The sequence below is a fragment of the Bacillus sp. FSL H8-0545 genome (assembly GCF_038006105.1).
Lineage (GTDB): Bacteria > Bacillota > Bacilli > Bacillales > Bacillaceae_G > Bacillus_A > Bacillus_A cereus_U.
This window is the reverse complement of sequence record NZ_JBBOUO010000001.1, coordinates 600,536-623,920: the sequence shown is the minus strand read 5'-3', so window position 1 is coordinate 623,920 and position 23,385 is coordinate 600,536. Positions and strand designations below refer to the sequence as shown.

Sequence of the window (23,385 nt, the reverse complement as noted above, 5' to 3'; positions counted from 1 at the left end):
ATTTAAGTAATAACTACAAATGCGGAGGTACTCTATGATCGATATACTACTTGTAGATGATGAACCGAGAATGCTTGAATTATTATCACTTTATCTTACTCCAATCGGATACAACTGCGTATGTGCAGTGTCCGGAGAAGAAGCTATTTCACATATAGAAAATCGAAACTTCAAATTTGTTTTACTCGATATTATGATGCCAAAGATGGACGGGTGGGAAACGTGCAAAAGAATTCAATCATTTAGTAACGTTCCAATCATTATGGTAACTGCTCGTGATCAAACTGTAGATGTCATCCAAGGGTTAAAACTTGGAGCGGATGATTACGTGACGAAACCTTTCCATGAAGAGGAGCTTTTCGCAAGAATTGCAGCTGTTTTAAGGCGAACAAATCAACACGCGCAAATCCAATATCAAGGCATTTTATGGGATGAGGCCAAGCATTTCATTTCTGTCTATAATGAAGAACTTCTTCTCACTCCAATCGAATTCTCTTTACTCGGATTATTTTTACGTCATGTGAACTACGTATTAAGCCGTGATCAGCTCATTGAACGAATTTGGGGATTGAATACAAATACAGAAGATAGAACAGTCGATTCACATATTCGTAATTTACGTGATAAATTACGAAAAGTAAATTTCCCTATTGATCACCATTTAAAAACTGTTTACGGAGTAGGGTATCGATGGATTGATACCCTAGATTAAGGAGCAAAGCGATGAAGCGAATTTCTATTCAACTCGGATTTTATTTTCTAATTGTTACACTTTTAATCGAAAGTGTTCTATTTGTCTTGCTCTATTATAGCCTTGTGAACACTAGAGCAAATGAAGAAATGACTGCTTTATTAAAGCGTGGAAATAGTCATCGAGATGTCCTTGAAAAGTATTTTGATAAGCAAACAATCTCCCATGTTGCTTTAATGGAATCCGAAGCTGAAACAACTGTTATTATTACAAATGCAAATAAAGAAGTACTAGCTAAATCCAATGAAATAAATACTACTATAAAAAACCATATTGAAGGAATGCAAACACGAACAGATCATGATGGAGCGATTATAGAGAATCATTGGAAAACATCTAATTATATATGTACAGTTAGTCCAATTGTAGTGGCAGGAAAAACGGAAGGCTATGTATATATGTTTCTCGGAACGGAATCAATCGAAGAAATGGTTAACGGGCTAACAAGACAATTCATTATCGCCGGAGTCATTACTTTTCTATTAACAGCCATCACCATCTTTCTATTATCACGTTTGTTAACAAAACCATTGTTACACATGAAACAAGCGACTGAAAAAATGAGTAAGGGCGATTTATCAGTTTCATTAACGACTACTCGAAATGACGAAATTGGTGAACTAGCATCATCTATTCAAACGCTCGCAAATGATTTACATTATATGAAAACAGAGCGAAGTGAATTTCTAGCAAGTGTTGCTCATGAATTAAGAACACCTCTAACATATGTAAGAGGTTATGCTGACATTGCATTAAAAGAAAGCACACCTCCTGAGCAACGTTTACAATACTTATCCATTATAAAAGACGAGTCTGATTATATTACAAACTTAGTTCAAGATTTATTTTCACTCGCTCAAATGGAACACCATAACTTTTTCATTCAAGTAAAGGAAGTGCATTTACACACCTTTCTTACTCGCATGACCGAAAAAGTAAACGCGATGTATAAGGAAAGACACATTAAAGTTTCTTTCACTTGTCCTCCTTCACTGTTAGTAAACTTGGATGAACAGCGATTCGAACAAGTTGTAGTGAACATTTTAAATAACGCTTATAGACATTCAAAAGAACATTCTCATATTAATATTTCTGTTACAGAAGAACATAAACGTATTTCCATCAAAGTTGAGGACGAAGGAGAAGGTATTCCCCCTGAAGACCTCCCTCACATTTTCGACCGCTTTTACCGTGTTGATAAAGCGCGCTCCAGAGCTACAGGAGGCACTGGTTTAGGGCTCTCCATCGTAAAAGAAATTGTAGAACTACACGGCGGAAATATTACTGTCACAAGTGAAATTGATCACGGATCTTGCTTTACAATTTCATTGCCATCTATATAAAAACACGACTACTATCAGTAGTCGTGTTTCTTTATCCTTTAAGATTTTACTTTATAATATAGATTTACAAACTGACCAAAACGTTTTGTATCCGTTAAAGTTAAATTAATTTCCGGGTTCTTTTCTTTAAATAGCGGAATACCAGAACCTAATATGTGAGGTGTAATCGTAACAACATATTCATCAATTAGATTATTCCTAAAAAACTCTCTCAGTAGACTCCCTCCACCGACCATCCATATTTTAGATCCTTCCTGCTCTTTCAACCTTTTGGTGAACTCTACTACATCTCCATTTACAAATTCCACATGTCCATTTGAACCTTTTTCAGAATTAGAAAAAACATAACATTTCTTATCTAGGTACGGGAATGGTTCCATATGCTCTACTACATAATCGTACGTTCTCTTTCCCATGATTATTGTATCAATTGTCTCATACATTTCCGTATAACCGTTGTCTCCCTCTCCTTCCGTTTCGATTAACCACTCTAAATCATCGTCTTCTTTCGCGATAAATCCATCTAAGCTCGCTGCAATAAATAAAACAATTTTACGTGACATTTCTTTTCCTCCTTGCGTCTCATCTTGATAAAATTATGATATAAACAATATACTAACCGTAAAACATGACAATTAATGTCATGTTAAAAAAAGAAACGAGTGATATATTTGTCAAAAGCAAAACGTTTACTAGACATTCTTATATTTGCTTCTGCGAAAAGAAAATTTACAGCTCAAGAAATAGCTGATGAGTTCAATATATCCGTTCGTACTGTCCATAGATATATTTTAGATTTAAGTGATATGGGATTACCCATTTACGCTGAACAAGGTCGCAACGGAGGATATAAAGTATTAACAAACAACATGCTTCCCCCCATTTTATTTACCGAAGAAGAAGCAGTCTCCATCTTTTTTGCTTTTCAATCTTTAAGCTACTATCGAGACTTGCCTTTTAATACAGAAATCAATTCTGTTACTCATAAACTGTATAGCTCTCTACAAAATGATGCGAAAGTTAAAGTCGATAAACTACGTTCTTATATCGCTTTTTGGAATCCGAAGAGAACAATTGAGACACCATTTTTAAAAGAAGTGTTAACCGCGGCTATTGAAAATAAAAATTTACACTTTCAATACGAATCTAAATCTGGAATAAAAACAAAACATGTTCATCCTATCGGTATATATGCTCACGACGGTTTATGGTATTTGCCATCCTATGACTTTAGTAGAAAAAAGGTATTACTGTATCGCGTCGATCGTATTCTTTCTATATTATCAACGGAAGAAAATGAAGATACATTCATAAATTTAGAAGAATGGTTTGCCTCTAACTCTGACGTAATAAACATTCCTACTCAGTTACATGTTTTATTAACGACAGAAGGCGTGCGCCAATGTAAAAGCGTTCCCTACCTTGAAGAGTTCGTTATAGTAAACGAAGATGGGACATGATATATAAATACAACAATTGATAAAGGAGAAATTAACTTTGTTACCCCTTTATTTTATAGACTTGGAAAAGATGCAAAAGTTTTAGAACCGAAAGAATTAATAGATGGTTTACGCATACGTGCGAAAGAAGTTTTACATATGTATGAAGACGAAAAAAGCTGCTAAATATAAGCAGCTTTTAGTGTATTTGTTCCTATTGTTTTACTATTGACGAATATCAATCCACCAACGATATGCCGCATTCATATTTTCAGTGCCACCATTCCCTCTGTAATGGAAAGCATCAAGGAAGATTGAATCTAGTTTATCCTCATCTACAAAATAGCCTAAGTTAACCTTTACCGTTTGTCCTGGTCGGATACTGCCAATATTGTAAAAGCTTTTCCCGTCTCCGTGAGGTTCTAAATAATCAACTTCGCCCGTCATAATATTTTTCTCGGCAATTCCATCTTCTTTAGCGTAGTTCCATGTATTACCTTCGGATTTAAGCAACTTTATGGATGGATGCATATAGATTTCCTCTGTCGCCTGTTTACCAATATTTTTCACTGTTGTTGTCAAATAGACAAATTTAAGATTAACTAATTGTGACTCTACTAATTTGTCAATTGAATCTTTACCATTTCCAACTTTATATGCATCCCGTCTGTACGGTATCAGTTTTCCTGTCTGATCTAAAGCCTTATTCTTGCTTAGTTTATCTAGTCCAAATTCATTAAAGTTCTCTTGTTTAAAATCTTTGATTGAATCAAAAACTTCAACTTTTTCTATCACATATTCAATTTGGCTGTCATCCATCGTTATCGTTACTGGAACCTTTTGCCCTATATGAAATAGTCGTTTACTATCTTTTTTCAAAGGAATAACCTTAGTTTCTTTCGTTTCAGCTGCTTTGGTAAAGCGATTTTCATCATAATCTGCTATATGTGATGCCTTTTCTTTTGACGTAGGCTCAAGTGAAATGTTCCCTAACACATCCATCATTTGTTCTTCGTTTACATCGGATCCAATATAACTTTCTAACATAATCCCTTCTTTCTCAAAAAAGAGAAAGACCTTTCTGTCAAACATTACATTGTTGTTTCCTGTTTCTTTATGGACAATTACTGCTTTCCTACCATTTATCTCTTTTTCTTCGTAACTTTTCGAATACAGAGTTTGAAAATCTGTATTTCCCCCTACTCTCCGAAGAGCGAATGAAAATCCCCCTTTTGCATAGTTATCTTTAAAGGAATATTTCATAGCCGAGTCATCAATTGCTTCCATATTTTCTGGTAATTTACCAACTTTCAACTTATACCACTTATCAATATTTTTCGATTCCTTATTTGTTACTGAAACATTTACTTCGTAATTTTGTTTTTGGACAATCATATTATAGACTTTCACTGCACCAAAAACGGTTGTCGGCATGCCAATCAATAAGCAGGCAGCAGCGATTAACATACGATGTTTTTTACGCTTTTTCTGCGGTTGCTCGCCTTTCAGCTTCATTTCCTCCATAAACAATTTCTTTTTGCGCGTATATGTATGTGAAAATTCATGTTGTTCATCCAGTTTATCAAAATCATCTAAAGCAATTTTTTCAGCAAGGTCATACATTTCTTTGGAGTTCTTTGAATTCGTCATTTTGTATACCTCCTATAATACTTTGTACTCGTTTTCGAGCGCGCTCAAATTGCTTGCGGACATTAGCCTCTGTTATCCCCATTACACTTGAAATTTCTTGATACGTTAAGTTATAGAAGACTTTGTACTTAAAAACCTGTCTGTTAGATTCATTTAACTCTTTTAGCAATGTATCAATCTGAACCTCAGACATTAGACGTTTTTCCCACTCTTCAATATTTTCATCTACTACTTCTGTTGATTCTCGTTGATATTCTTCTAAAAATGTTTCATGTCGTTTATTTTTCCGGTAGCTATCAATCGCTTTGTTTTTCGCAATCCTCAAAATATACCGTTTAAGCTCTTGAGTGTTCAAACCATGAAGCTTTTCCAAGTTCTTATAAAGAGTAATAAATGTCTCTTGAACTGCATCTTCAGCCTGCTGAATATTATTTAAAATAGAATAAGCTACATAATAAATTTTTTGTTCATACAACTCGTATAGCTCTTCCATCTTTTCGTAATCTTTGTTTGTAACTTTCATATAATTCCTCCTCTCATTCTATATAACGAATGAGCAATATACTTTGTGACACTGAAGACATGAATGTAGAAGACTTTAATAGGTAAAATCGAATAATAGAATAAAAAAGCCCAATTTCTCTATTTTAACTGAGAAATTGAGCTTTTTAATATTATAAATTTCCTGACTGTCCCCTTAAGAACATCCCTCTTACGCCTTTTCAGTATGCAGTATTTGCTCTATCGCTTCTTTTAACAATACCTGTGCCTCTTCAAAGCCATGACTCTGGTTCTCTCCCGGTTGTACCGTATAAAACTCAGCAAACGAACGCTCTTTATATCTCGGTACGACATGCATATGGTAATGCGTTAACTCGTTAAAGATTCCACCATTTTGACAAATTGTAATTCCATCAGGTTGATATAATGCCTTAATCGCTTTTGCAATAAGCTTAGAAGCATCCATAATTGATTTTGCTACAACATCATCTAATTCATCTACTTCTAAAACATGCTGCTTCGGCACAATTAAAGTATGTCCTGGGTAGAAGGGCACATGATCTAAAAAACACGTTACATACTCATCTTCATATACTCTATATATTTTTTCCTCTTCATTTGCTAATTTACAACCTAAACATTCCATCATGCTTCCCCCTCTGCTAAAAACATAAAAACGTGAGCGCCCTATTCTCACGTTTTTATGTTTCACTTTATTAATTCAATTGTTTCCGTAACTTTTATACTATCTTTTACAGATTGAACAATCGTACAATTCTTTACTGCAAGTTGCAGTGCCTTGTCTAATTGTTCTTCTGTAATGTTTTGCGCTTTAATTTTATAGTGCAAATGAACACTTTCAACTGGTTTTGATAGAGCTTCACTTCTACCAATTTCAGTTTCAATTGTAAACGTATCGTATGTAATGCGTTTCTTTTCTAAAATCGTTCGAAAAACAATTGCACTACACCCTGCAATAGAAGAAACGAGTAATTGTAACGGTGAATACCCGTTTTCTTTCCCTATCGCCAATGAACCATACGATAAATCTGCCTCTATATCATCATGCTTAATTTTTATTTTCATACTTTGCTTCCATCTCCACTTTCATCGGTTTCTTCCGCTTCTTACTCATATAATAATATATGTAGCAGAAAATGATAAATGGAATACCACAATATAACGCCATTCGTTGTTCTGGAATAAACGCTAAACTAATAACAACGATACTATTTGTAATTAAAGCTAAAATTGGAACAAGCGGGTATAGTGGTGTTCTATACTTTAAGTCCTCTAATTTTCCTCCGCCTTTTAAATACTGACTTCTAAAGCGAAGTTGCGATAAAGCAATAATGATCCAACTTGAAACAGCAGATAAACCAGCTATAGATAATAAGTACATATATACTGTATCTTCTGCAAGGAAGCTTGTTAATAAAGATAACGCCGCAACAGCAATTGTTACGACTAACGCTGTAATCGGAATACCACGTTTATTTACTTTCTTGAAAGAAGTTGGTGCCATTCCTTCATTTGCAAGTGACCATAGTATACGCGTTGCTGCATATAACCCTGAGTTCGCTACAGATAGAAGAGCTGTAATAATAACGAAGTTCATAATATCAGCTGCATATGGGATACCGATTTTATCAAATACAACTACGAATGGACTTTCAATTATCCCTGCTTCTTTCCAAGAAATTAACCCTACTAAAATTGTCATTGTTAAAATGAAGAATAACATAATGCGCCATACTGTATTACGAATTGCACGTGGAATTGTTTTTTCAGGATTCTGACTCTCTCCTGCTGCAATCCCGATTAACTCTGTTCCTTGGAAGGAAAAGTTAACTGTAATCATCGTAAGAAGCACTGCAGCTAGTCCATTTGGGAATAGCCCACCATCACTTACAAAGTTAGAGAAAAGAGGCGCTGCTTCTTTTCCGTCGTATGGTAAAAATCCTAGTAATGCGCTACCACCAAGTAGAATGAATGCAATAATTGTAACTACTTTAATACTAGAGAACCAAAACTCTAATTCAGCATAACTCTTCGCTGATATTGCATTTGAAGCATATAAAATAACTCCGAATACGAGACACCACACCCAAACATCAACATTCGGAAACCATCTTTTCATCATTAAACCGATCGATGTTAATTCTAATCCTACTGTTACTGCCCATCCAATCCAGTATAGCCAGCCGATCATAAATCCAGTTCCTGGTCCAATAAACTTCGTCGCATACTTTTGGAAAGATCCTGAAACTGGCATTGCTACCGTTAGCTCTCCAAGACAAAGCATTGTTAAATACATAATAACTCCGCCCACTAAATATGAAAGGATGGCTCCCCCTGGTCCAGCCTGATTAATGGTGTAACCTGAACCTAGAAAAAAACCAGTTCCGATTACACCACCTAGTGCGATCATAAATAAATGTCTACTCTTCATCGTACGATGTAATTGCTCATTCGTTGTTTGCTGCATCTTAATCCTCCCCTACAAGTACCCCTATATCTTGTTAAAATTTTCTGATAATAAAAATATACACGAAAGCGGTTACAATTTCTATATAAAATTAAAACTTTTCTGATAAAATAATATAAAAATTCAACTATTAAGAGCTTACAATACTAATTCGAGGTAAAAAAGGATTTATAAGGAAAAAACTCTTACATTTTTTGTAAGAGTTAACGTATTTCTAATCTTCTAGATAAAATTGATAAACCGTAGTTTACAACAAAATACATACAGGCTGCTAGTATAAATGTCGGAATCATATAATTTACATTCTGCCCGCTAATAATTTGAGCATTATGCATAAGCTCTGGCAATGATATAACAACCGCTAATGACGTATCTTTTAACAATGAAATAAATTGACTAACAAGCGGCGGAACCATTCTTCTAAGTGCTTGCGGTAAAATAATGTGCCAAAGCGTTTGGACATATGTTAATCCTGAAGAGCGCGCCGCTTCAATTTGTCCTCTTTCGATAGATAATAAGCCACTTCTAACAATTTCAGATATCATCGCTGCTTCAAATATCGTTAAAGCAACAATTGCGGCTGTTATAATTTCTAACTTCAAACCTGCCTCTGGAAGTGCAAAATACGTAAAAAATATAATTAAAAGAAGTGGTAAATTCCGAATAACTTCAACGATAAAGCCTAGTATTTGTGAGATGACGGGTATTTTTGCATAGCGCAACGTTCCTATTACACTACCGATAATAAAACTAAGTACAATCGCTACAAGAGCGACTTCTAGCGTGATAAGCAATCCTTTTAATAAAAAGAGTATATGATCTCCTGTAATAGCACCTTGAAAATCCATCTACACCCCCTCCTTTGCCAAGCGTCTTTCCAAATAACGCACCAGCATACTTAGCGGAATTGTTAATACTAAATAAAACATCCCCACAAATATATATACATCAAACGTAACAAGCGTCTTCATTGAAATTAAGTCTCCTTGATACATTAAATCCGTTCCAGCAATAATTCCGAGTATTGAAGAGTTTTTTACTAAATTGAGAAATTGATTTCCTAGAGGAGGAATTACGATTTTCATCGCTTGAGGTAAGACGACATAATACATCGCTTGCGTATAAGTTAATCCTGAAGAACGCGCTGCTTCCATTTGACCTTTCGCGACTGATAAAATACCAGCACGAATTACTTCCGCAATAAAAGCCGCTGTATAAACTGTAAGTGCAACTGTCCCTGCTACAAAACCGTTGAAAGTAATTCCTATTACAGGAAAAGCAAAATAGAAAATGAATGCAATTAATACGAGTGGAATATTTCTAACAAACTCTACATAAGCAGAGCCAATCCAATTCAAAATACGAATAGGTGAAATTCGCATCACTGCCATAATAATTCCTAAAACAAAACTTCCTATTAGCGCAACTACACTAGACATTACCGTATATTTAAATCCTTCTAAATACATATCAATATTATTCGTCAAAATAGAAAAGTCAGGCACATATTCTCCCCTCTTTCTTTATAAGAAGAGGATGAGCATCCCTCATCCTCTCACTCTTACTATTTATCCCAATTGGTATAAGCTGCTAATCATCAGTAGGAGATAACCCTTCCCCACTTATTAAAGTTTCACTCTATTTTTCTTGCTTTTGACCAATCCATTTTCCATACAATTTATCGTATTCCCCATTCGCTTTCATATCTTTTAATAAACTATTAATCTCTTTCGTTAAATCGTTTGCACCTTTTCGCACTGCAATTCCATACGGTTCATCCGTGAAAATTTTCCCTACAACTTCATAATTAGAATCTTGTTTTGCCATTCCATAAAGAATCGCATTATCTGTCGTTAAAACATCGCCTTTACCTGCTTTTAACGCTGTAAATGCCTCACTATAATTCTCAAACTCTAATACTGTTGCTTCTGGTGATTTTTGACGGATGTTATTTGTTGACGTTGAGCCTTTTACAGCCAATACTTTAACGCCTTGTTTCACATCATCAATATTTTTAATATTACTCCCTTTTTTCACAAGTAACGATTGACCCGCTTTAAAATATACATCTGAAAAATCCACTTCTTTTTTACGCTCTTCCGTAATTGTCATTGTCGCAATAATGGCATCAATATCACCATTTTTCAGCATTGGAATACGTGTTTTAGACGTTACTTCTTTCAGCTCTAGTTTCTTTTCATCACCAAGAATTTTTTTCGCAAGCGCCTTCGCGATATCAATATCGAATCCTTCTACCTGCCCTGTTGAAGGGTTTTTCAATCCAAATAAATTCGTATCATTTTTCACTCCGACTACTAATTTCCCGCGCTTCTTAATTTGTTCAACAACTCCGCCTTGTTTCGTATTTGTTTCTTTCGCCTCGTCTTTTTTACCCCCGCATCCAGCAACAATAAGCACGAATAAACATGAGAATACGATTAGGGTAAACAGCTTTTTCATTTTAAGCATGAAATTCCTCCTTTAATGATTTAACACTCGGCTTAAAAATAGACGAGCTCTTTCTTGTTCAGGATTTGCAAAAAATTGTGCTGGTGTTGTATCTTCGATAATTTGACCGTCATCCATAAATAAAATCCTATCTGCTACCTCACGTGCAAATCCCATCTCGTGTGTGACGACAACCATCGTCATTCCTTCTTTAGCCAGCGCTTTCATAACATCAAGCACTTCCCCAATCATCTCTGGATCAAGAGCAGACGTAGGCTCATCAAATAGCATAATTTCCGGTTGCATCGCGAGCCCTCTAGCAATCGCCACCCTTTGCTGTTGTCCACCAGATAATTGATGTGGATATACACCTGCTTTCTCCGGGATCCCCACTTTCTCTAAATAAAACATCGCTGTTTGCTCCGCCTTTTCTTTGGAAACTTTATTTACTTTAATCGGTGCTAGTGTAATATTTTGAAGAACTGTTTTATGCGGGTATAAATAAAAGTGTTGAAAGACCATCCCAATATTTCGGCGCAATTCATTCATATTTGTTTTCGCATTGTGTACTTCCGTATTTTGTACAATTAATTCTCCATCGGTAATTGCCTCCAATTGATTTATACACCGCAGCAACGTGCTTTTTCCTGATCCCGAAGGGCCAACAACTACTACCACTTCACCTTTTTTCACTTGTACATTAATATTTTTCAAAACTTGAAAGTTACCGTAATATTTATTAACTTTACGAAACTCAATCAACATACTCCCCCCTTCCCCTAACAAAGCATGTACATTCTTTTTATATTCAAAAATAGGCAAAAAAATAACTTTCAGCTTCATTTTGTCCATAAAAAGAGCAAAGGGATTTCCCTTTGCTCTCTCATTCCTATTCTATTAAGATACTTCTTCTTTTTTATCTTTCCCATATTCATGCTCCCAGAAATCAGCATTTTTAATTCCTAATGACTGTGGATCGAATACTGGATCTTTTCCTTCTTTTTTCTGCTTTTCATAATCCTTTAATGCGATCAATGCCGGTTTTTGTAATAATAAAATCGCAATAATGTTAACCCATGCCATAATTCCTACACCAATATCTCCTAAAGCCCATGCTGTTTCTGCTGTTTTTACACAACCGTAGAATACAACTCCTAAGAATACAAACTTTAGTACGATAGACATCCAAGGGCGGTCTTTATCACGATTTAAGTAAGCTATATTCGTTTCTGCAATGTAGTAATAAGCCATAATTGTTGTAAATGCGAAGAATAGTAGAGAGATTGCGACGAAACCGTTTCCAAATCCAGGGAAAACAGATTCTACCGCTGCCTGTGTATAACCAGGACCTGGCTGTGCACCATTTAATTTATTGACGATAAAGTTTTTTCCGCTTGCATCAAATACGTTATACATGCCTGTAATAATCATCATAAATGCTGTTGCTGAACAAACAAATAATGTATCAATGTAAACGGAAAATGCTTGTACTAATCCTTGTTTAGCTGGATGTGATACTTCAGCAGCTGCCGCTGCATGAGCCCCAGTTCCTTGCCCTGCTTCATTTGAATAAATACCACGTTTTACACCCCAAGAAATTGCTAAACCGATAATCCCGCCAAAAGCTGCTTCTAATGCAAATGCACTTTTTATAATTAACATAAAAGCATCTGGTAATTTTTCAATGTTCATACCTACAATTACACAAGCTACTAAAATATAGCCAAGCGCCATAAACGGTACTACAACTTGCGCTACGTTAACAATTCGCTTAACTCCACCAAAAATAATAAGTGCTAATGCCGCTACTAATACTGCTCCGGATACAGCAGTATTAATACCAAAAGCTGTTTCTAGACTTACAGCAATACTATTCGCTTGAACACCTGGAAGCAGCATTCCTGTTGCAAGAATTGTCGCTGCAACAAACACTAATGCGTACCATTTAACCCCTAGTCCTTTTTCAATGTAATAAGCAGGACCACCACGGAATTGTCCTTGATGCTTCGTCTTATATATTTGTGCAAGTGTCGATTCTACATATGCAGAACCAGCTCCTAGAAAGGCTACCGCCCACATCCAAAAGACAGCCCCTGGACCACCAAAGGCAACAGCCGTTGCAACACCGGCAATATTTCCCGTTCCAACGCGCCCTGATAACGAAAGTGCTAACGCTTGGAATGAAGAAACACCCGCATCAGACTTTTCCCCTTGAAATGTAAGCTTCACCATTTCTCCTACATGTCTTACTTGTAAAAACCTCGTTCGAATGGAAAAATATAAGCCTACTCCTAAACATAAATAGACAAGTGCGGGACTCCAAACAATATTATTTATCCAACTTACGATAGCTTCCAACATTCCTCCTCCTTTTTGTAAAGAATATTCAGAATATACATAAAATTATATAATGCAAACCGAATCTATGACAATATTATTTTAATAAAACAAACATATTTTTGTATAAAAAAACAAAGTATATATTTATTTTACATACTTTGTTTTGAGATGAATGTATTATGTATTCACAATTGCTTCCTTCTTTATAATTCTTTCATAGAGTTGTTCTGCTAATTCTCGGAAATGATCTGGCATATCTTTCCCTTTAAACTTCTTTTGAAGCGTACCGTATAAACCAATATCACGTAGACGTAAAAATAACGGTAACGCTTCATAGCAACTATCCGCCAGTCTGTGCTCATATTCATACCCTTTTCGTAACACTTGTAACTGTTTACGAGCAAATTCCGTCTTTTTCTCCAATGTCCACGGTGTAAAAAGAACAGAGTAATAAAGAACCATTGCCAAATCATGAATGAAGTAATTATAGGCAGCGTCATCAAAATCAAAGATTGTTAGCTCTTTTCCATCATAATGAAAATTGCCTGGATGAATATCGCCATGCATAAGGCCGAACGTTTCTCTTTTAATTGGAAGAGCCTTTATTTCATCCATTAATACAGTAGCAATCTCTTTCACCTTCGTATCTTCTAATCCACTAACAATTGCACTCTCATCCTCTTCCCACGTATCACGGTAGTCTGTTTTAGGATAATCCATTGTAAGGCGATGCAGTTGTCCAATCGCTTTTCCCCAAGCTTCAAAGAAAGCATCTCCCCAATAAGGCGATTCTTCTCCTTTTGCTTGCTCGCCTTTTGCATATGTAAATAAAGACGCAAAAAAGAAAGTGCCATCTTCCGCTCTGATTTCTTCTACAAAATTTTGAGATATTGAATTAAGAGGTCCCGCCACTTTCGCCCCATGCTCCGCAACATACCGTAAAAAATCTAGTTCGGCCTCTACCTCTTTTTTAGAACGATGAGAAGAATGAGTTAAGCGTAATACGTAATCTTCATCATTTTTATCTTTCGCCGTAAAAATATAATTTTCAAAATCACCAAGTGGCTTTTCTTCTACTTTCACATTAAATATCTTTGCAGCTTCTGCTAAAATCTCATTTGTAAAAACTCGTTCCACAGCTATTTCCATATTTATTCCCTCCTATATGTACCCTCTAATTAATTCGACATGAATGTGAGAAGTACTGCTATGAAATTGAATAATGCGTGGGCAATCATAGCCGATAAAATAGAATTTGTTTTCTCATATAACCACGCAAATACTACTCCGCTTAAAAAATTCACCGGTAATGTGTTATATGTGGGAATATGAACAACTGTAAATATTATTGAACTTATAAGCACACCGCCCCATATGCCATATCTATCTCGAAAAAACGTATAAAAAACACCCCGATATAAAATCTCTTCATATATTGGTGATATAACCGCCGCTCCAATTACCGCGATACAAAATGAATATATTGATTTATCATTTTGGACCGTATCCGTTTTACTATTTTCAAAGGAAATACCCATTTTCTCCATTATCATTAATACACCAATACTAACTACAATCAAAGAAATAACCGCTACAAATGTCCACAAGTAATCTTTCCATGAAAGCTTCCGAATCCCAATATCTGCCCACGACAAGTTATATCTTTTTATGCAAAACACATAAACTAAAAAAGTAAATACAACTGCCATAATAAATCCCATTAAAACCCCAGCATATAATGAATTCCCTAATAGATTTAAAGCATATTTATAAAAAATGGATTCAATTGTTACTGGAACAATAATAAATACAAAAACAAATAAATATAAAATTTCTTTCCATCCCCACATATATTTTAAAGTCATATATACCATCCCCTACTTCTCATTTTCTTTAGTATAGAAGATGACGTAACGTAACTTTCAAGTTAATTTTTTTCAAATAATCCAAGCATAAATTTTTCATAAAAAACAAAAATTAACAGTGATAATTTAATCCTAAAAGGGGTGGACAATGTGACAGAACAAAACAATAACCAACAGACGAATAAAACGAAGCCTATGTTTCCATCACTTGCGGAAAATATTAATTACATTGAAAACAAGCTCTCTCATTCCGATGATATAAAAAATTAGATGTTCCTTTTCAAAATGGAAAAGGAAAAATCTTATATATCGAATCTTTAACAGACCCCAATTTAATTCACCAATTAGCTCTTGAACCACTATTAACTCGATCTGATTTGTCTATGGAAGAAAAAAAATTGGCATAAGGATTATGAAAAGGTAAAATTTAAACCGGAAGTAGAAGTAAAGATTTTATATAGCGGCGTCTTAAAATAAAAAGGTTGTATGCCAAGCGGGCATACAACCTTTTTATTTCGTATATCGATATACAATTGACTCATACGGTCTTAAGTTAAGTTTCGTAATATCCTTACTTGAATCTTTGTAATTTGATAATAATACTTCTTGTTTCATTCCATCCAATTGAACATTCACTGGTGCAGAATACGTTATTTCTTCTCCGTAGAAGTTATTGATAACAAGCAATACTTCATTATTTACAGTACGTGTATATGCCCAAATCTTAGGATGATTCCCATCTAAAACATCATATTTCCCTTCTGTAATTACATTGTATTTTTTTCTAAGTTCAATTAACTTTTTATAATGATAAAAGACAGACTCTTTATCTTCTAATGCCTTCCCTACGTTTATTTCTTTAAAGTTTTCAGCCACTGAAATCCAAGGTGTACTTGTTGTAAAACCACTATTCACCTCTTCATTCCACTGCATCGGAGTACGTGAATTGTCACGAGATTTTTGTTTTAAAATCTCTATAATCTCTTCTTTGGATAATCCTTCTTCTTGTTTTATATCATATATATTTAACGATTCTACATCACGATATTTCTCGATAGAATGGAAGTTAGGATTCGTCATACCGATTTCTTCCCCTTGATAAATGTACGGTGTTCCTTGCAGCATATGCATAGCTGTCGCTAACATTTTAGCAGATTCATTTCGGTACTTCTCATCATCACCAAACCGTGAAACAATACGAGGCTGGTCATGATTACACCAAAATAACGCATTCCATCCTCCGCCCTTTTGCATTTCACTTTGCCAATCAGACATAATTTCTTTTAATTTAATGAAATCAAAATCAGCTTTCGTCCACTTATCACCATTCGGATAATCTACTTTTAAATGATGGAAACTAAACGTCATACTTAGTTCATTACGCTCTGGGTTTGAATATTTAATACAATTATCAATTGTCGTAGATGACATTTCTCCAACTGTAATTACATCTTTCCCTTCAAAAACATTTCGGTTCATCTCTTGTAAATATTCATGGACGCGTGGACCATCCGTATAATATTTACGCCCATCACTTGTAGCCGTGGTGCCTTCATCACTTAAAAATCTTTGATCTTTTGAAATTAAATTAATAACATCAAGGCGGAATCCTTTTACACCTTTCTCCAGCCAAAAGCGCATCATATCATACACTTCTTCACGAAGGTTTTCGTTTTCCCAGTTTAAATCAGCTTGTGTCTCATCAAATAGATGTAAAAAATATTGCTCTGTCTTCTCATCATATTTCCAAGCAGATCCACCAAACTTAGACTGCCAATTATTTTTTTCATCACGCCAAATATAGTAATTACGATATGGGCTATTTCTATCTTCCTTCGCTTCCTTAAACCACTTATGCTCCGTCGAACTATGATTTACAACGATATCAAGCATGATTTCAATGTTACGTGCTTTCGCTTTTTCTAAAAGCTCTTCAAACTCTTCCATCGTTCCGTAAGATGGATCAATACTGTAATAATCACTTACATCGTATCCATTATCGTTTTGTGGTGATTCGTATATCGGTGTTAACCAAATATAATCTACTCCGAGTTCTTTTAAATAATCTAGTTTCTCTGTAACTCCTTTTATATCACCAGTTTCTTTATTGTAATAACTATTAAAGCTCTTCGGATAAATTTGATAGACTACACTTTTATGCCAATCCTTCATGTTTAACTTCCTCCTACTTCTGTTTTACTCGTTTTGCAAATAACCATGTTAACGTAAATGGAATTACAACCGCGATAATCATCCCGACAATAAATATTGGAATCGATTTCGGAATGATAGAAATAAATGCTGGTAATCCGCCAATCCCGATAGCAGGTGCTAATACACCATTTAAAGTAATGAATATCGCCGCAATAGCAGATCCAATAATAGCTGCATAGAACGGGAATGTATTTCGTAAGTTTACACCGAACATCGCTGGCTCCGTAATACCGAAGTACGCTGAAATTGCTGATGTTGATGCCATACTTTTATCATTTTGATTTTTAGAAATCCAGAACATCGCTAGTGCCGCACTACCTTGTGCAATGTTAGAAAGAGCAATCATTGGCCAAATAAATGTACCGCCGTGCTGCGCGATTAATTGTAAGTCGATTGCAATAAACATATGATGCATTCCTGTAATTACAAGCGGTGCATATAATGCTCCAAATAATATTGCCCCAAGTGCTGGTACCGTTTCATATACTCCTACTAATCCGGCTGTTAATAAATCTCCAATATGACGTGTAACTGGACCGATAATCCCTAATGCTAATACACCCGTTACAACGATTGTTGTAATTGGCACAACTAATAATTGAATTGCGTTTGGCACATGTTTCTTTAAAAAGATTTCCACTTTACTTAATACGAATGCCGCTACTAAAACCGGCAGGATTTGACCTTGATACCCTACCTTTTCAATTTGGAATAACCCTAAAATATCGAAGTACTCAATCTTTTGTCCCTCTAAACCAGTCGCTGCTTTTCCATAATCCCACGCGTTTAATAAGGCCGGATGCACAAGCATTAATCCCATAACAATACCTAGTATTGGACTACCACCAAAACGCTTCGTCGCTGACCAACCAACAAGTGCCGGTAAGAATACGAATGCTGTATTGGCCATCATATTAATTAAGTCCCAAAGCCCGCCTAAGTTCGGATAAACATCTAATAAATTTTTACCATCAAAAAATAAGTCCTTTGCCCCTAATAAATTGTTAATCCCCATCAGTAAACCAGCTGTTACAATCGCTGGTAATATCGGCATAAATACATCTGAAAATACTTTTACAAACTTTTGAACTGGATTTAACTTTTGGTTTCCAGAATCTTTTACGTCAGCTACTGTCGATTCTTCCATACCTGCAAGCGTTATCAATTCAGCGTATACTCGATCGACATCGCCTGGACCAATTACAATTTGAAATACCCCAGCGTTATGAAACGCTCCCTTTACTAATGAAACAGACTGTAATTTATCATTATCTATTTTACTTTCATCTTTTACAGCGATACGGAGCCTCGTTACACAGTGCGCAGCTTGTTCAATATTGTCTTTCCCACCAATATACTGCAACACTTCTTCTGCTGTTTTACGATAGTCTTTCCCCATATTCCCGTCCCTCTTTTCTTTTTTTGATACCGTTTACACTTACATATTAACTCGTATATATAAGTTAGTCAACACTCATATATATAAGTTGATGATTTTTTTATAAATAAAGAGATGGAACGATTATTTCGCCCCATCTCTTTATTTTCTTCGCGCCACATCCGAAAAGTGAAAAATATCTAAACGGTGACGTGATTCCGTATATTCGAACTGACTCCCATCGTATAAATGAGTAAAGTTTTTTACAACGACAACATAGTCTGTTCCATTTAAATCTAAATACTTTCGGTCATCATCTGTACATGGTTGTACTTCAATTACCCGCTGTGAATAGCTAATATGTAGCCCTAATTCTTTCTCAATGTATTTATAAATCGATGCAGTTGCAATTTCTCTCGTTAATCCTGGAATATACTCCGATACAAAATGGTTTATATCTAAAATTACTTTTTCTCCATCAATATTTCGTACACGTTTAATATGATCTATTTCCGTTTTTTCTTTCACGTTTAATAACTTTGCTACATCTTTCGTAGCTGTCATTTTCTCTATTTCCACGACTTCCGTAATACAGTAACGTCCTAAACGTTCATTTTCTTCTTGAAAACTTACAATACCACCAAAGTTAAATTCAATATTTTTGCGCTTTAATACAAAAACACCTTTTCCGTGTATTTTTTGAACATATCCACGCTCTTGCAATAAATCTACAGCTTTTCTTACAGTACCCCGGCTTGCCTCATACTGCTTCATTAATTCCGTTTCTGATGGGATTTTGCATCCTTCTTTTAATTGTTTATTATCAATAGACTTGCTGATTTCTGTATAAATTTGTTCATACTTACTCATCATCTACAATAGCCCCTTGTCACCTTCTAGTTCTATATGTATTATACCACGCTATACTCTTCTGCCAATCTCTCACTTATTTTCCAGTACAAGAAAACTATAGGTAAATATTTAGTCTCTAAAACGTATTTTTATAAATTTTTTTATATTTCTCTTTTCATTCAAAAAAACATGTAGTATACTAACTTCAAAATCAGAGGAGAAAGGGAGCAAAAAACTATGCTTACTTATACAACTGTAGTTACATTTGCACAAAAACATCATCATCATACTTAACCCTTGAAACCTAGCGGAAAAATTACGCGTAGGTACAAGGGTTATTCCCATTGTACCTACGCTTTGGCAAAGAGCCATGTAGGTATTTTTTATCTACATGGCTCTTTTTTTATTGCAAAAAATGCTAGTAAAAAATGATGTTTAAGCAAAACTTACTACAAAGGAGTTAACAAAAATGGAAACGAAAAAATGGGGATTATGGATTTTAACAGCTTTTGTTATCGGGAATATGGTTGGCGGTGGCGTATTTATGCTCCCAGCAAATTTAGCACACGTATCAGGTCCAATGGGATCTACACTTGCATGGAGTATTACAGGACTTGGTGTATTTATGATTGCACTCGTATTTGGAAATTTAGCAATTCGTAAACCAGAATTAAAAGCAGGACCACAAAGTTACGCCCAAGCAATGTTTACCTCCCAAAAGGCAGGTAAAGTTGCAGGATATAGTATGGCTTGGGGGTACTGGGCTGCTAACTGGGCTGCTACAGCATCTGTAATTATTTCCTTTGCAGGATATTTATCAACATTCTTCCCAGTTTTACAAAGTAAGCAAATTCTCTTTTCAACAAACGGATTTTCATTAGAACTTGGAAAAGCTTTAACCTTCATAGTATGTAGTATGATGCTATGGGGAATTCAATATATTCTTTCTCAAAATATTGATAGAGCAGGAAATATGAACCTTCTTGCAACAATCGCAAAAATCATCGGATTTACAATGTTTATTGTAATCACATTATTCATTTTCAATGCCTCTAATTTCGGGGACGGTCAAACATTTATGAATGAAGCTGGACAACCTATTTCGTTGGGTGGACAAATAAATTCAGCTGCTATTGCAACACTTTGGGCGTTTATCGGCATTGAGTCAGCAGTTATGCTCTCTAACCGCGCAAAATCTCAGCACGATGTTAAGAAAGCTACGATTTTCGGATTAATCATCGCTCTTCTTATTTACATGGCAATTACTCTACTAACAATGGGTGCTCTTCCACAAGACGTTTTAAAAGAGTCTCAAAAGCCATTAGTAGATGCATTAAATTTAGCAATTGGTACTAAGGGTGCTTATATAATGGCCTTACTTGCACTCGTATCTTTATTCGGCTCTACTGTAGGATGGATCGTTGTTAGCTCAGAAGTACCTTACCAAGCAGCAAAAAATGGGGTTTTCCCTAAGTTTTTCGGAAAAACAAATAAAAAAGGAAGTCCTTCAAAATCATTATTTATTACAAATGTGATGACACAAATTTTCTTATTTTCAACGATTTCTGGTACTGTTTCCGAAGCATATAATTTCGCTATTGTTGTAGCGACATTAGCATATTTAATCCCGTACCTTGTTTCTACCTTGTACCAGTTAAAATTAGTTATTACGGGAGAAACGTATGATATAATGCCTGGATCTCGAATAAAAGATGGGATCATTACTGCACTAGCATTTTTATATTCCATTTGGGTTATTAAAACAGGAACTGCTGATTTAAAAACGTTCTTCTTAGGAATTGGGTTGTTTGTATTAGGCCTTATTCTTTATCCAATTTTAATGAAAGATTCACAAAAAAAATAATAAAAAAGAGAAGCTTTCCGCTTCTCTTTTTTTTATTAAAAGTCAGTTAATAACTTTTCTTTTAGTTCACCTACATCTAACGGTCTCGCATAATAAAAACCTTGTACAAAGTCGCAACCCATTGATTTTAATAAACTTTCTTGTTCTACCGTTTCTACCCCTTCAGCAACCACTAATAAATTTAAACTATGGGCAATTTCAATAACTGATTTTACAATCGTTCGCTCTGGCTGTGCGTGATCATAATGAAACTCACGAATAAAATTACGATCAATTTTCACAATATCAAGTGGTAGTTTTTTTAAATAATATAATGAGGAATATCCTGTTCCGAAATCGTCTAAAGCGATTAAAATCCCCATACTTCTTAATTCTTGTAATGTAGCAATAATATAATCAAAATGACGTACAGCTATACTTTCTGTTATTTCTAATATTAAACGATTTGGTGGAAATCCTGTTCGCTTCAATATACTACGAACAGATAAAATAAAGCGCTTTTGCATCAATTGTTGTATTGATAAATTAACAGATAACTTCAGTCCCTCTTGATACTCTGGCAAAGTTTTAAACAATCGACATGACTTTTCTAGTACCCAGTCTCCTAGTTTTATAATAAGTCCACACTCTTCAGCTACAGGTATAAATTCACTTGGTGAAATAGGACCTTCTTCTGTCTTACAGCGTACTAAAGCCTCAATACCAGTACATTTCTTTGTTTTCAAATCAATAATGGGCTGTAATGCCACTTTTAATTCTTCGTCACGAATTGCTTTTTGCAAAGCAAACTCTATTTTCATTCTACGATTTATTTTCGCACGTAATTCATCTGTAAAGAAGCACGCCCCATTTCTTCCTTGCTCTTTCGCACTATACATGGCTAAATCTGAATTTTTCAATAATGTTTCAACGTCTTTTCCATCTTGCGGATAGGAACAAAGTCCTAGACTGGCTGAAATATATACTTCATGACCTTCCAGCATAAATGGTGCTTGAAAGCATGACAACACAGATGTCGCTAACTGCCTCATCTCATCTTGTGTATGTTTTTTTGTTAATAGTACAAATTCATCTCCACCAAGCCTAGCCAGAACATCTTTATCTCCTAGTACGTAATGCAATCGGGAAGCGACTTCACTTAAAAGTAAATCTCCTATCATATGACCTAACGTATCATTCACTAATTTAAAGCGATCTAAATCAAAGTAAATCATGCCAAACTCTATTTTCTCTGCGATCATCTTATTTACAGTCGTAATTAACTGTAAACGGTTTGGTAAACTTGTTAACGCATCATGATAAGCAAGTTCCCTATAACGACTTTCGCTTAATCGTAATCTTTGCTCTGCTTCTTTCCTACTACTTATATCATTTCGAATTGCAATAAATTGATAGGGTTCTCCCTTTTCATTTAAAAATGGAACAATTGTTGTTTTAACCCAATAATACGTACCATCTTTTGCTTGATTTCGAATTTCCCCCGTCCAGACTTTTCCACTCAAAATACGCTTCCATAGGATTTGAAAAAATGCTTTCGGATGATATCCGGAATTTAAAATACGGTGATCTTTTCCTATTAACTCTTCTCTTTTATATTTTGATATTTTACAAAATTTATCATTCACATATGTAATAAGACCATTTCGGTCTGTAATAGCAACAATTGAAGACTCATCTAATGCTAATTTTAAATCTTGCAATGAAGAGTCATATAATGCATGACCTCTTTGTTCTAGCATGCGCACCTCTCCTTGCTTCCTATCTGACTAAAACACAATTCGTTTCTCTTCATAGAAATAGAGATATTTCATTTTCTAACAATATGCCTTTACATAAAGTGAAACTTTAATCAGTGGGGGTTTTGTCCATCCCCCACTGATTATTAGCCTTCACCAATCGGGCTTTTACGGGCAGTTATCTCCCACCTAACTTCCTCGCATTCACCGAATTTTGAGGTGGGAGTCTTACTGCCCGTTAATGCGGGATAAATCACAAATTTTTTCTAAATAGGCCGATTAAAATAACATAATATTATTTATAAAAAAAAGCAATATAGTGCCGTTTTAATTATAGTAGAGACTTTTCACTTCTCTGATTATCTGATCTTATTATACCGTATTCTCTTACATTTTTTTAATTTATAAAGCGACAATTTAATCAATACTAGCCTCTGCTCCCTACTAATGTGGCCTCACACCTAATCTCTTTGCTTTCATGAAATATTAAGGTGTAAATCCAACTGCCAACAAACT

Annotated in this window: 20 protein-coding genes and 2 pseudogenes; 5 read left to right on the top strand and 17 right to left on the bottom strand. The window is 35.0% G+C overall.

Annotation, left to right across the window (positions count from 1 at the left end):
* The first annotated feature begins 34 nt into the window (after positions 1-34).
* Positions 35-712: a response regulator transcription factor gene (locus MHI07_RS03195; protein WP_340821908.1), complete on the top strand. Its 678-nt coding sequence runs from the start codon at positions 35-37 to the stop codon at positions 710-712.
* A gap of 11 nt (positions 713-723) precedes the next feature.
* Positions 724-2,094, top strand: a complete 1,371-nt coding sequence (locus MHI07_RS03190; RefSeq protein ID WP_340821906.1) for a sensor histidine kinase — start codon at positions 724-726, stop codon at positions 2,092-2,094.
* 38 nt (positions 2,095-2,132) lie between these two features.
* Here the strand turns inward: MHI07_RS03190 and MHI07_RS03185 are convergent, their stop codons facing one another.
* Positions 2,133-2,657, bottom strand: coding sequence for a dihydrofolate reductase family protein (locus tag MHI07_RS03185; RefSeq protein WP_078173832.1), 525 nt, complete (start codon positions 2,655-2,657; stop codon positions 2,133-2,135).
* A 108-nt stretch (positions 2,658-2,765) separates the two neighbouring features.
* On the opposite strand from MHI07_RS03185, the pseudogene MHI07_RS03180 reads away from it, so the two are divergent.
* Positions 2,766-3,719: pseudogene (locus MHI07_RS03180) on the top strand (helix-turn-helix transcriptional regulator).
* A 39-nt stretch (positions 3,720-3,758) separates the two neighbouring features.
* Here MHI07_RS03180 and MHI07_RS03175 read toward each other — a convergent pair.
* The 12 genes from MHI07_RS03175 to MHI07_RS03120 all read right to left on the bottom strand — a co-directional run bounded on the left by MHI07_RS03175 (position 3,759) and on the right by MHI07_RS03120 (position 14,825).
* Positions 3,759-5,183 carry a DUF4367 domain-containing protein gene (locus MHI07_RS03175; RefSeq protein WP_215598100.1) on the bottom strand — a complete coding sequence of 475 codons (1,425 nt, stop codon included), beginning with the start codon at positions 5,181-5,183 and terminating at the stop codon, positions 3,759-3,761.
* Positions 5,149-5,706: an RNA polymerase sigma factor gene (locus MHI07_RS03170; protein WP_215598099.1), complete on the bottom strand. Its 558-nt coding sequence runs from the start codon at positions 5,704-5,706 to the stop codon at positions 5,149-5,151. The genes MHI07_RS03175 and MHI07_RS03170 overlap by 35 nt, the downstream gene beginning before the upstream one ends.
* Positions 5,707-5,895: 189 nt before the next feature.
* The gene (locus MHI07_RS03165; protein ID WP_340826864.1) at positions 5,896-6,381 is read right to left on the bottom strand and encodes an HIT family protein; all 486 of its coding nucleotides are present in this window, start codon (positions 6,379-6,381) and stop codon (positions 5,896-5,898) included.
* Between the two features lie 11 nt (positions 6,382-6,392).
* On the bottom strand, positions 6,393-6,770 hold the full coding sequence (locus tag MHI07_RS03160; RefSeq protein WP_002159300.1) for an OsmC family protein: 378 nt from the start codon (positions 6,768-6,770) through the stop codon (positions 6,393-6,395).
* Positions 6,754-8,172, bottom strand: a complete 1,419-nt coding sequence (locus MHI07_RS03155; RefSeq protein WP_002159301.1) for an amino acid permease — start codon at positions 8,170-8,172, stop codon at positions 6,754-6,756. The genes MHI07_RS03160 and MHI07_RS03155 overlap by 17 nt, the downstream gene beginning before the upstream one ends.
* A gap of 203 nt (positions 8,173-8,375) precedes the next feature.
* Positions 8,376-9,020 (bottom strand): amino acid ABC transporter permease, encoded by a 645-nt coding sequence (locus tag MHI07_RS03150; protein WP_078180786.1) that lies wholly within the window; start codon positions 9,018-9,020, stop codon positions 8,376-8,378.
* The gene (locus tag MHI07_RS03145) at positions 9,021-9,677 is read right to left on the bottom strand and encodes an amino acid ABC transporter permease (protein WP_340821899.1); all 657 of its coding nucleotides are present in this window, start codon (positions 9,675-9,677) and stop codon (positions 9,021-9,023) included.
* A gap of 133 nt (positions 9,678-9,810) precedes the next feature.
* Positions 9,811-10,641, bottom strand: coding sequence for a glutamine ABC transporter substrate-binding protein GlnH (gene glnH / locus MHI07_RS03140; protein ID WP_340821896.1), 831 nt, complete (start codon positions 10,639-10,641; stop codon positions 9,811-9,813).
* Positions 10,642-10,653: 12 nt separating this feature from the next.
* Positions 10,654-11,472 (bottom strand): amino acid ABC transporter ATP-binding protein, encoded by an 819-nt coding sequence (locus MHI07_RS03135; protein WP_033714299.1) that lies wholly within the window; start codon positions 11,470-11,472, stop codon positions 10,654-10,656.
* 45 nt (positions 11,473-11,517) lie between these two features.
* The gene (locus tag MHI07_RS03130) at positions 11,518-12,978 is read right to left on the bottom strand and encodes an alanine/glycine:cation symporter family protein (RefSeq protein ID WP_340821892.1); all 1,461 of its coding nucleotides are present in this window, start codon (positions 12,976-12,978) and stop codon (positions 11,518-11,520) included.
* Between the two features lie 159 nt (positions 12,979-13,137).
* Positions 13,138-14,109, bottom strand: coding sequence for a phosphotransferase enzyme family protein (locus MHI07_RS03125; RefSeq protein WP_340821888.1), 972 nt, complete (start codon positions 14,107-14,109; stop codon positions 13,138-13,140).
* A 29-nt stretch (positions 14,110-14,138) separates the two neighbouring features.
* Positions 14,139-14,825 carry a CPBP family intramembrane glutamic endopeptidase gene (locus MHI07_RS03120; protein ID WP_002159308.1) on the bottom strand — a complete coding sequence of 229 codons (687 nt, stop codon included), beginning with the start codon at positions 14,823-14,825 and terminating at the stop codon, positions 14,139-14,141.
* A 195-nt stretch (positions 14,826-15,020) separates the two neighbouring features.
* Between MHI07_RS03120 and MHI07_RS03115 the strand changes: the two are divergent.
* Positions 15,021-15,217: pseudogene (locus MHI07_RS03115) on the top strand (hypothetical protein); the annotation flags it as partial.
* Positions 15,218-15,335: 118 nt separating this feature from the next.
* Here MHI07_RS03115 and treC read toward each other — a convergent pair.
* From treC to treR, 3 genes are all read right to left on the bottom strand, one after another.
* Entirely contained in the window at positions 15,336-16,997 is a 1,662-nt protein-coding gene (gene treC, locus MHI07_RS03105; protein WP_340821884.1) for an alpha,alpha-phosphotrehalase, read from the bottom strand.
* Positions 16,998-17,010: 13 nt separating this feature from the next.
* A complete protein-coding gene (gene treP, locus MHI07_RS03100; RefSeq protein ID WP_340821882.1) occupies positions 17,011-18,438 on the bottom strand; it encodes a PTS system trehalose-specific EIIBC component in 1,428 nt (475 codons plus the stop codon).
* A 141-nt stretch (positions 18,439-18,579) separates the two neighbouring features.
* Positions 18,580-19,290 (bottom strand): trehalose operon repressor, encoded by a 711-nt coding sequence (gene treR, locus MHI07_RS03095; RefSeq protein WP_002114059.1) that lies wholly within the window; start codon positions 19,288-19,290, stop codon positions 18,580-18,582.
* A 448-nt stretch (positions 19,291-19,738) separates the two neighbouring features.
* Between treR and MHI07_RS03090 the strand changes: the two genes are divergently transcribed.
* Positions 19,739-21,133 (top strand): amino acid permease, encoded by a 1,395-nt coding sequence (locus MHI07_RS03090; RefSeq protein ID WP_002114055.1) that lies wholly within the window; start codon positions 19,739-19,741, stop codon positions 21,131-21,133.
* A gap of 35 nt (positions 21,134-21,168) precedes the next feature.
* On the opposite strand, the gene MHI07_RS03085 is transcribed toward MHI07_RS03090, so the two are convergent.
* On the bottom strand, positions 21,169-22,872 hold the full coding sequence (locus MHI07_RS03085) for a putative bifunctional diguanylate cyclase/phosphodiesterase (protein ID WP_002114053.1): 1,704 nt from the start codon (positions 22,870-22,872) through the stop codon (positions 21,169-21,171).
* Positions 22,873-23,385 lie beyond the last annotated feature (513 nt).

Excerpts from the sequence above, each read along its gene's own strand:
- MHI07_RS03135 (WP_033714299.1), bottom strand. The coding sequence starts at position 11,472 with ATGGACAAAATGAAGCTGAAAGTTATTTTTTTGCCTATTTTTGAATAT.
- MHI07_RS03125 (WP_340821888.1), bottom strand. The coding sequence starts at position 14,109 with ATGGAAATAGCTGTGGAACGAGTTTTTACAAATGAGATTTTAGCAGAA.
- MHI07_RS03085 (WP_002114053.1), bottom strand. The coding sequence starts at position 22,872 with ATGCTAGAACAAAGAGGTCATGCATTATATGACTCTTCATTGCAAGAT.
- MHI07_RS03160 (WP_002159300.1), bottom strand. The coding sequence starts at position 6,770 with ATGAAAATAAAAATTAAGCATGATGATATAGAGGCAGATTTATCGTAT.
- treR (WP_002114059.1), bottom strand. The coding sequence starts at position 19,290 with ATGATGAGTAAGTATGAACAAATTTATACAGAAATCAGCAAGTCTATT.
- MHI07_RS03090 (WP_002114055.1), top strand. The coding sequence starts at position 19,739 with ATGGAAACGAAAAAATGGGGATTATGGATTTTAACAGCTTTTGTTATC.
- treC (WP_340821884.1), bottom strand. The coding sequence starts at position 16,997 with ATGAAGGATTGGCATAAAAGTGTAGTCTATCAAATTTATCCGAAGAGC.
- MHI07_RS03170 (WP_215598099.1), bottom strand. The coding sequence starts at position 5,706 with ATGAAAGTTACAAACAAAGATTACGAAAAGATGGAAGAGCTATACGAG.
- MHI07_RS03120 (WP_002159308.1), bottom strand. The coding sequence starts at position 14,825 with ATGACTTTAAAATATATGTGGGGATGGAAAGAAATTTTATATTTATTT.
- MHI07_RS03150 (WP_078180786.1), bottom strand. The coding sequence starts at position 9,020 with ATGGATTTTCAAGGTGCTATTACAGGAGATCATATACTCTTTTTATTA.
- MHI07_RS03155 (WP_002159301.1), bottom strand. The coding sequence starts at position 8,172 with ATGCAGCAAACAACGAATGAGCAATTACATCGTACGATGAAGAGTAGA.
- MHI07_RS03175 (WP_215598100.1), bottom strand. The coding sequence starts at position 5,183 with ATGACGAATTCAAAGAACTCCAAAGAAATGTATGACCTTGCTGAAAAA.
- MHI07_RS03185 (WP_078173832.1), bottom strand. The coding sequence starts at position 2,657 with ATGTCACGTAAAATTGTTTTATTTATTGCAGCGAGCTTAGATGGATTT.
- MHI07_RS03190 (WP_340821906.1), top strand. The coding sequence starts at position 724 with ATGAAGCGAATTTCTATTCAACTCGGATTTTATTTTCTAATTGTTACA.
- glnH (WP_340821896.1), bottom strand. The coding sequence starts at position 10,641 with ATGCTTAAAATGAAAAAGCTGTTTACCCTAATCGTATTCTCATGTTTA.
- treP (WP_340821882.1), bottom strand. The coding sequence starts at position 18,438 with ATGGGGAAAGACTATCGTAAAACAGCAGAAGAAGTGTTGCAGTATATT.
- MHI07_RS03195 (WP_340821908.1), top strand. The coding sequence starts at position 35 with ATGATCGATATACTACTTGTAGATGATGAACCGAGAATGCTTGAATTA.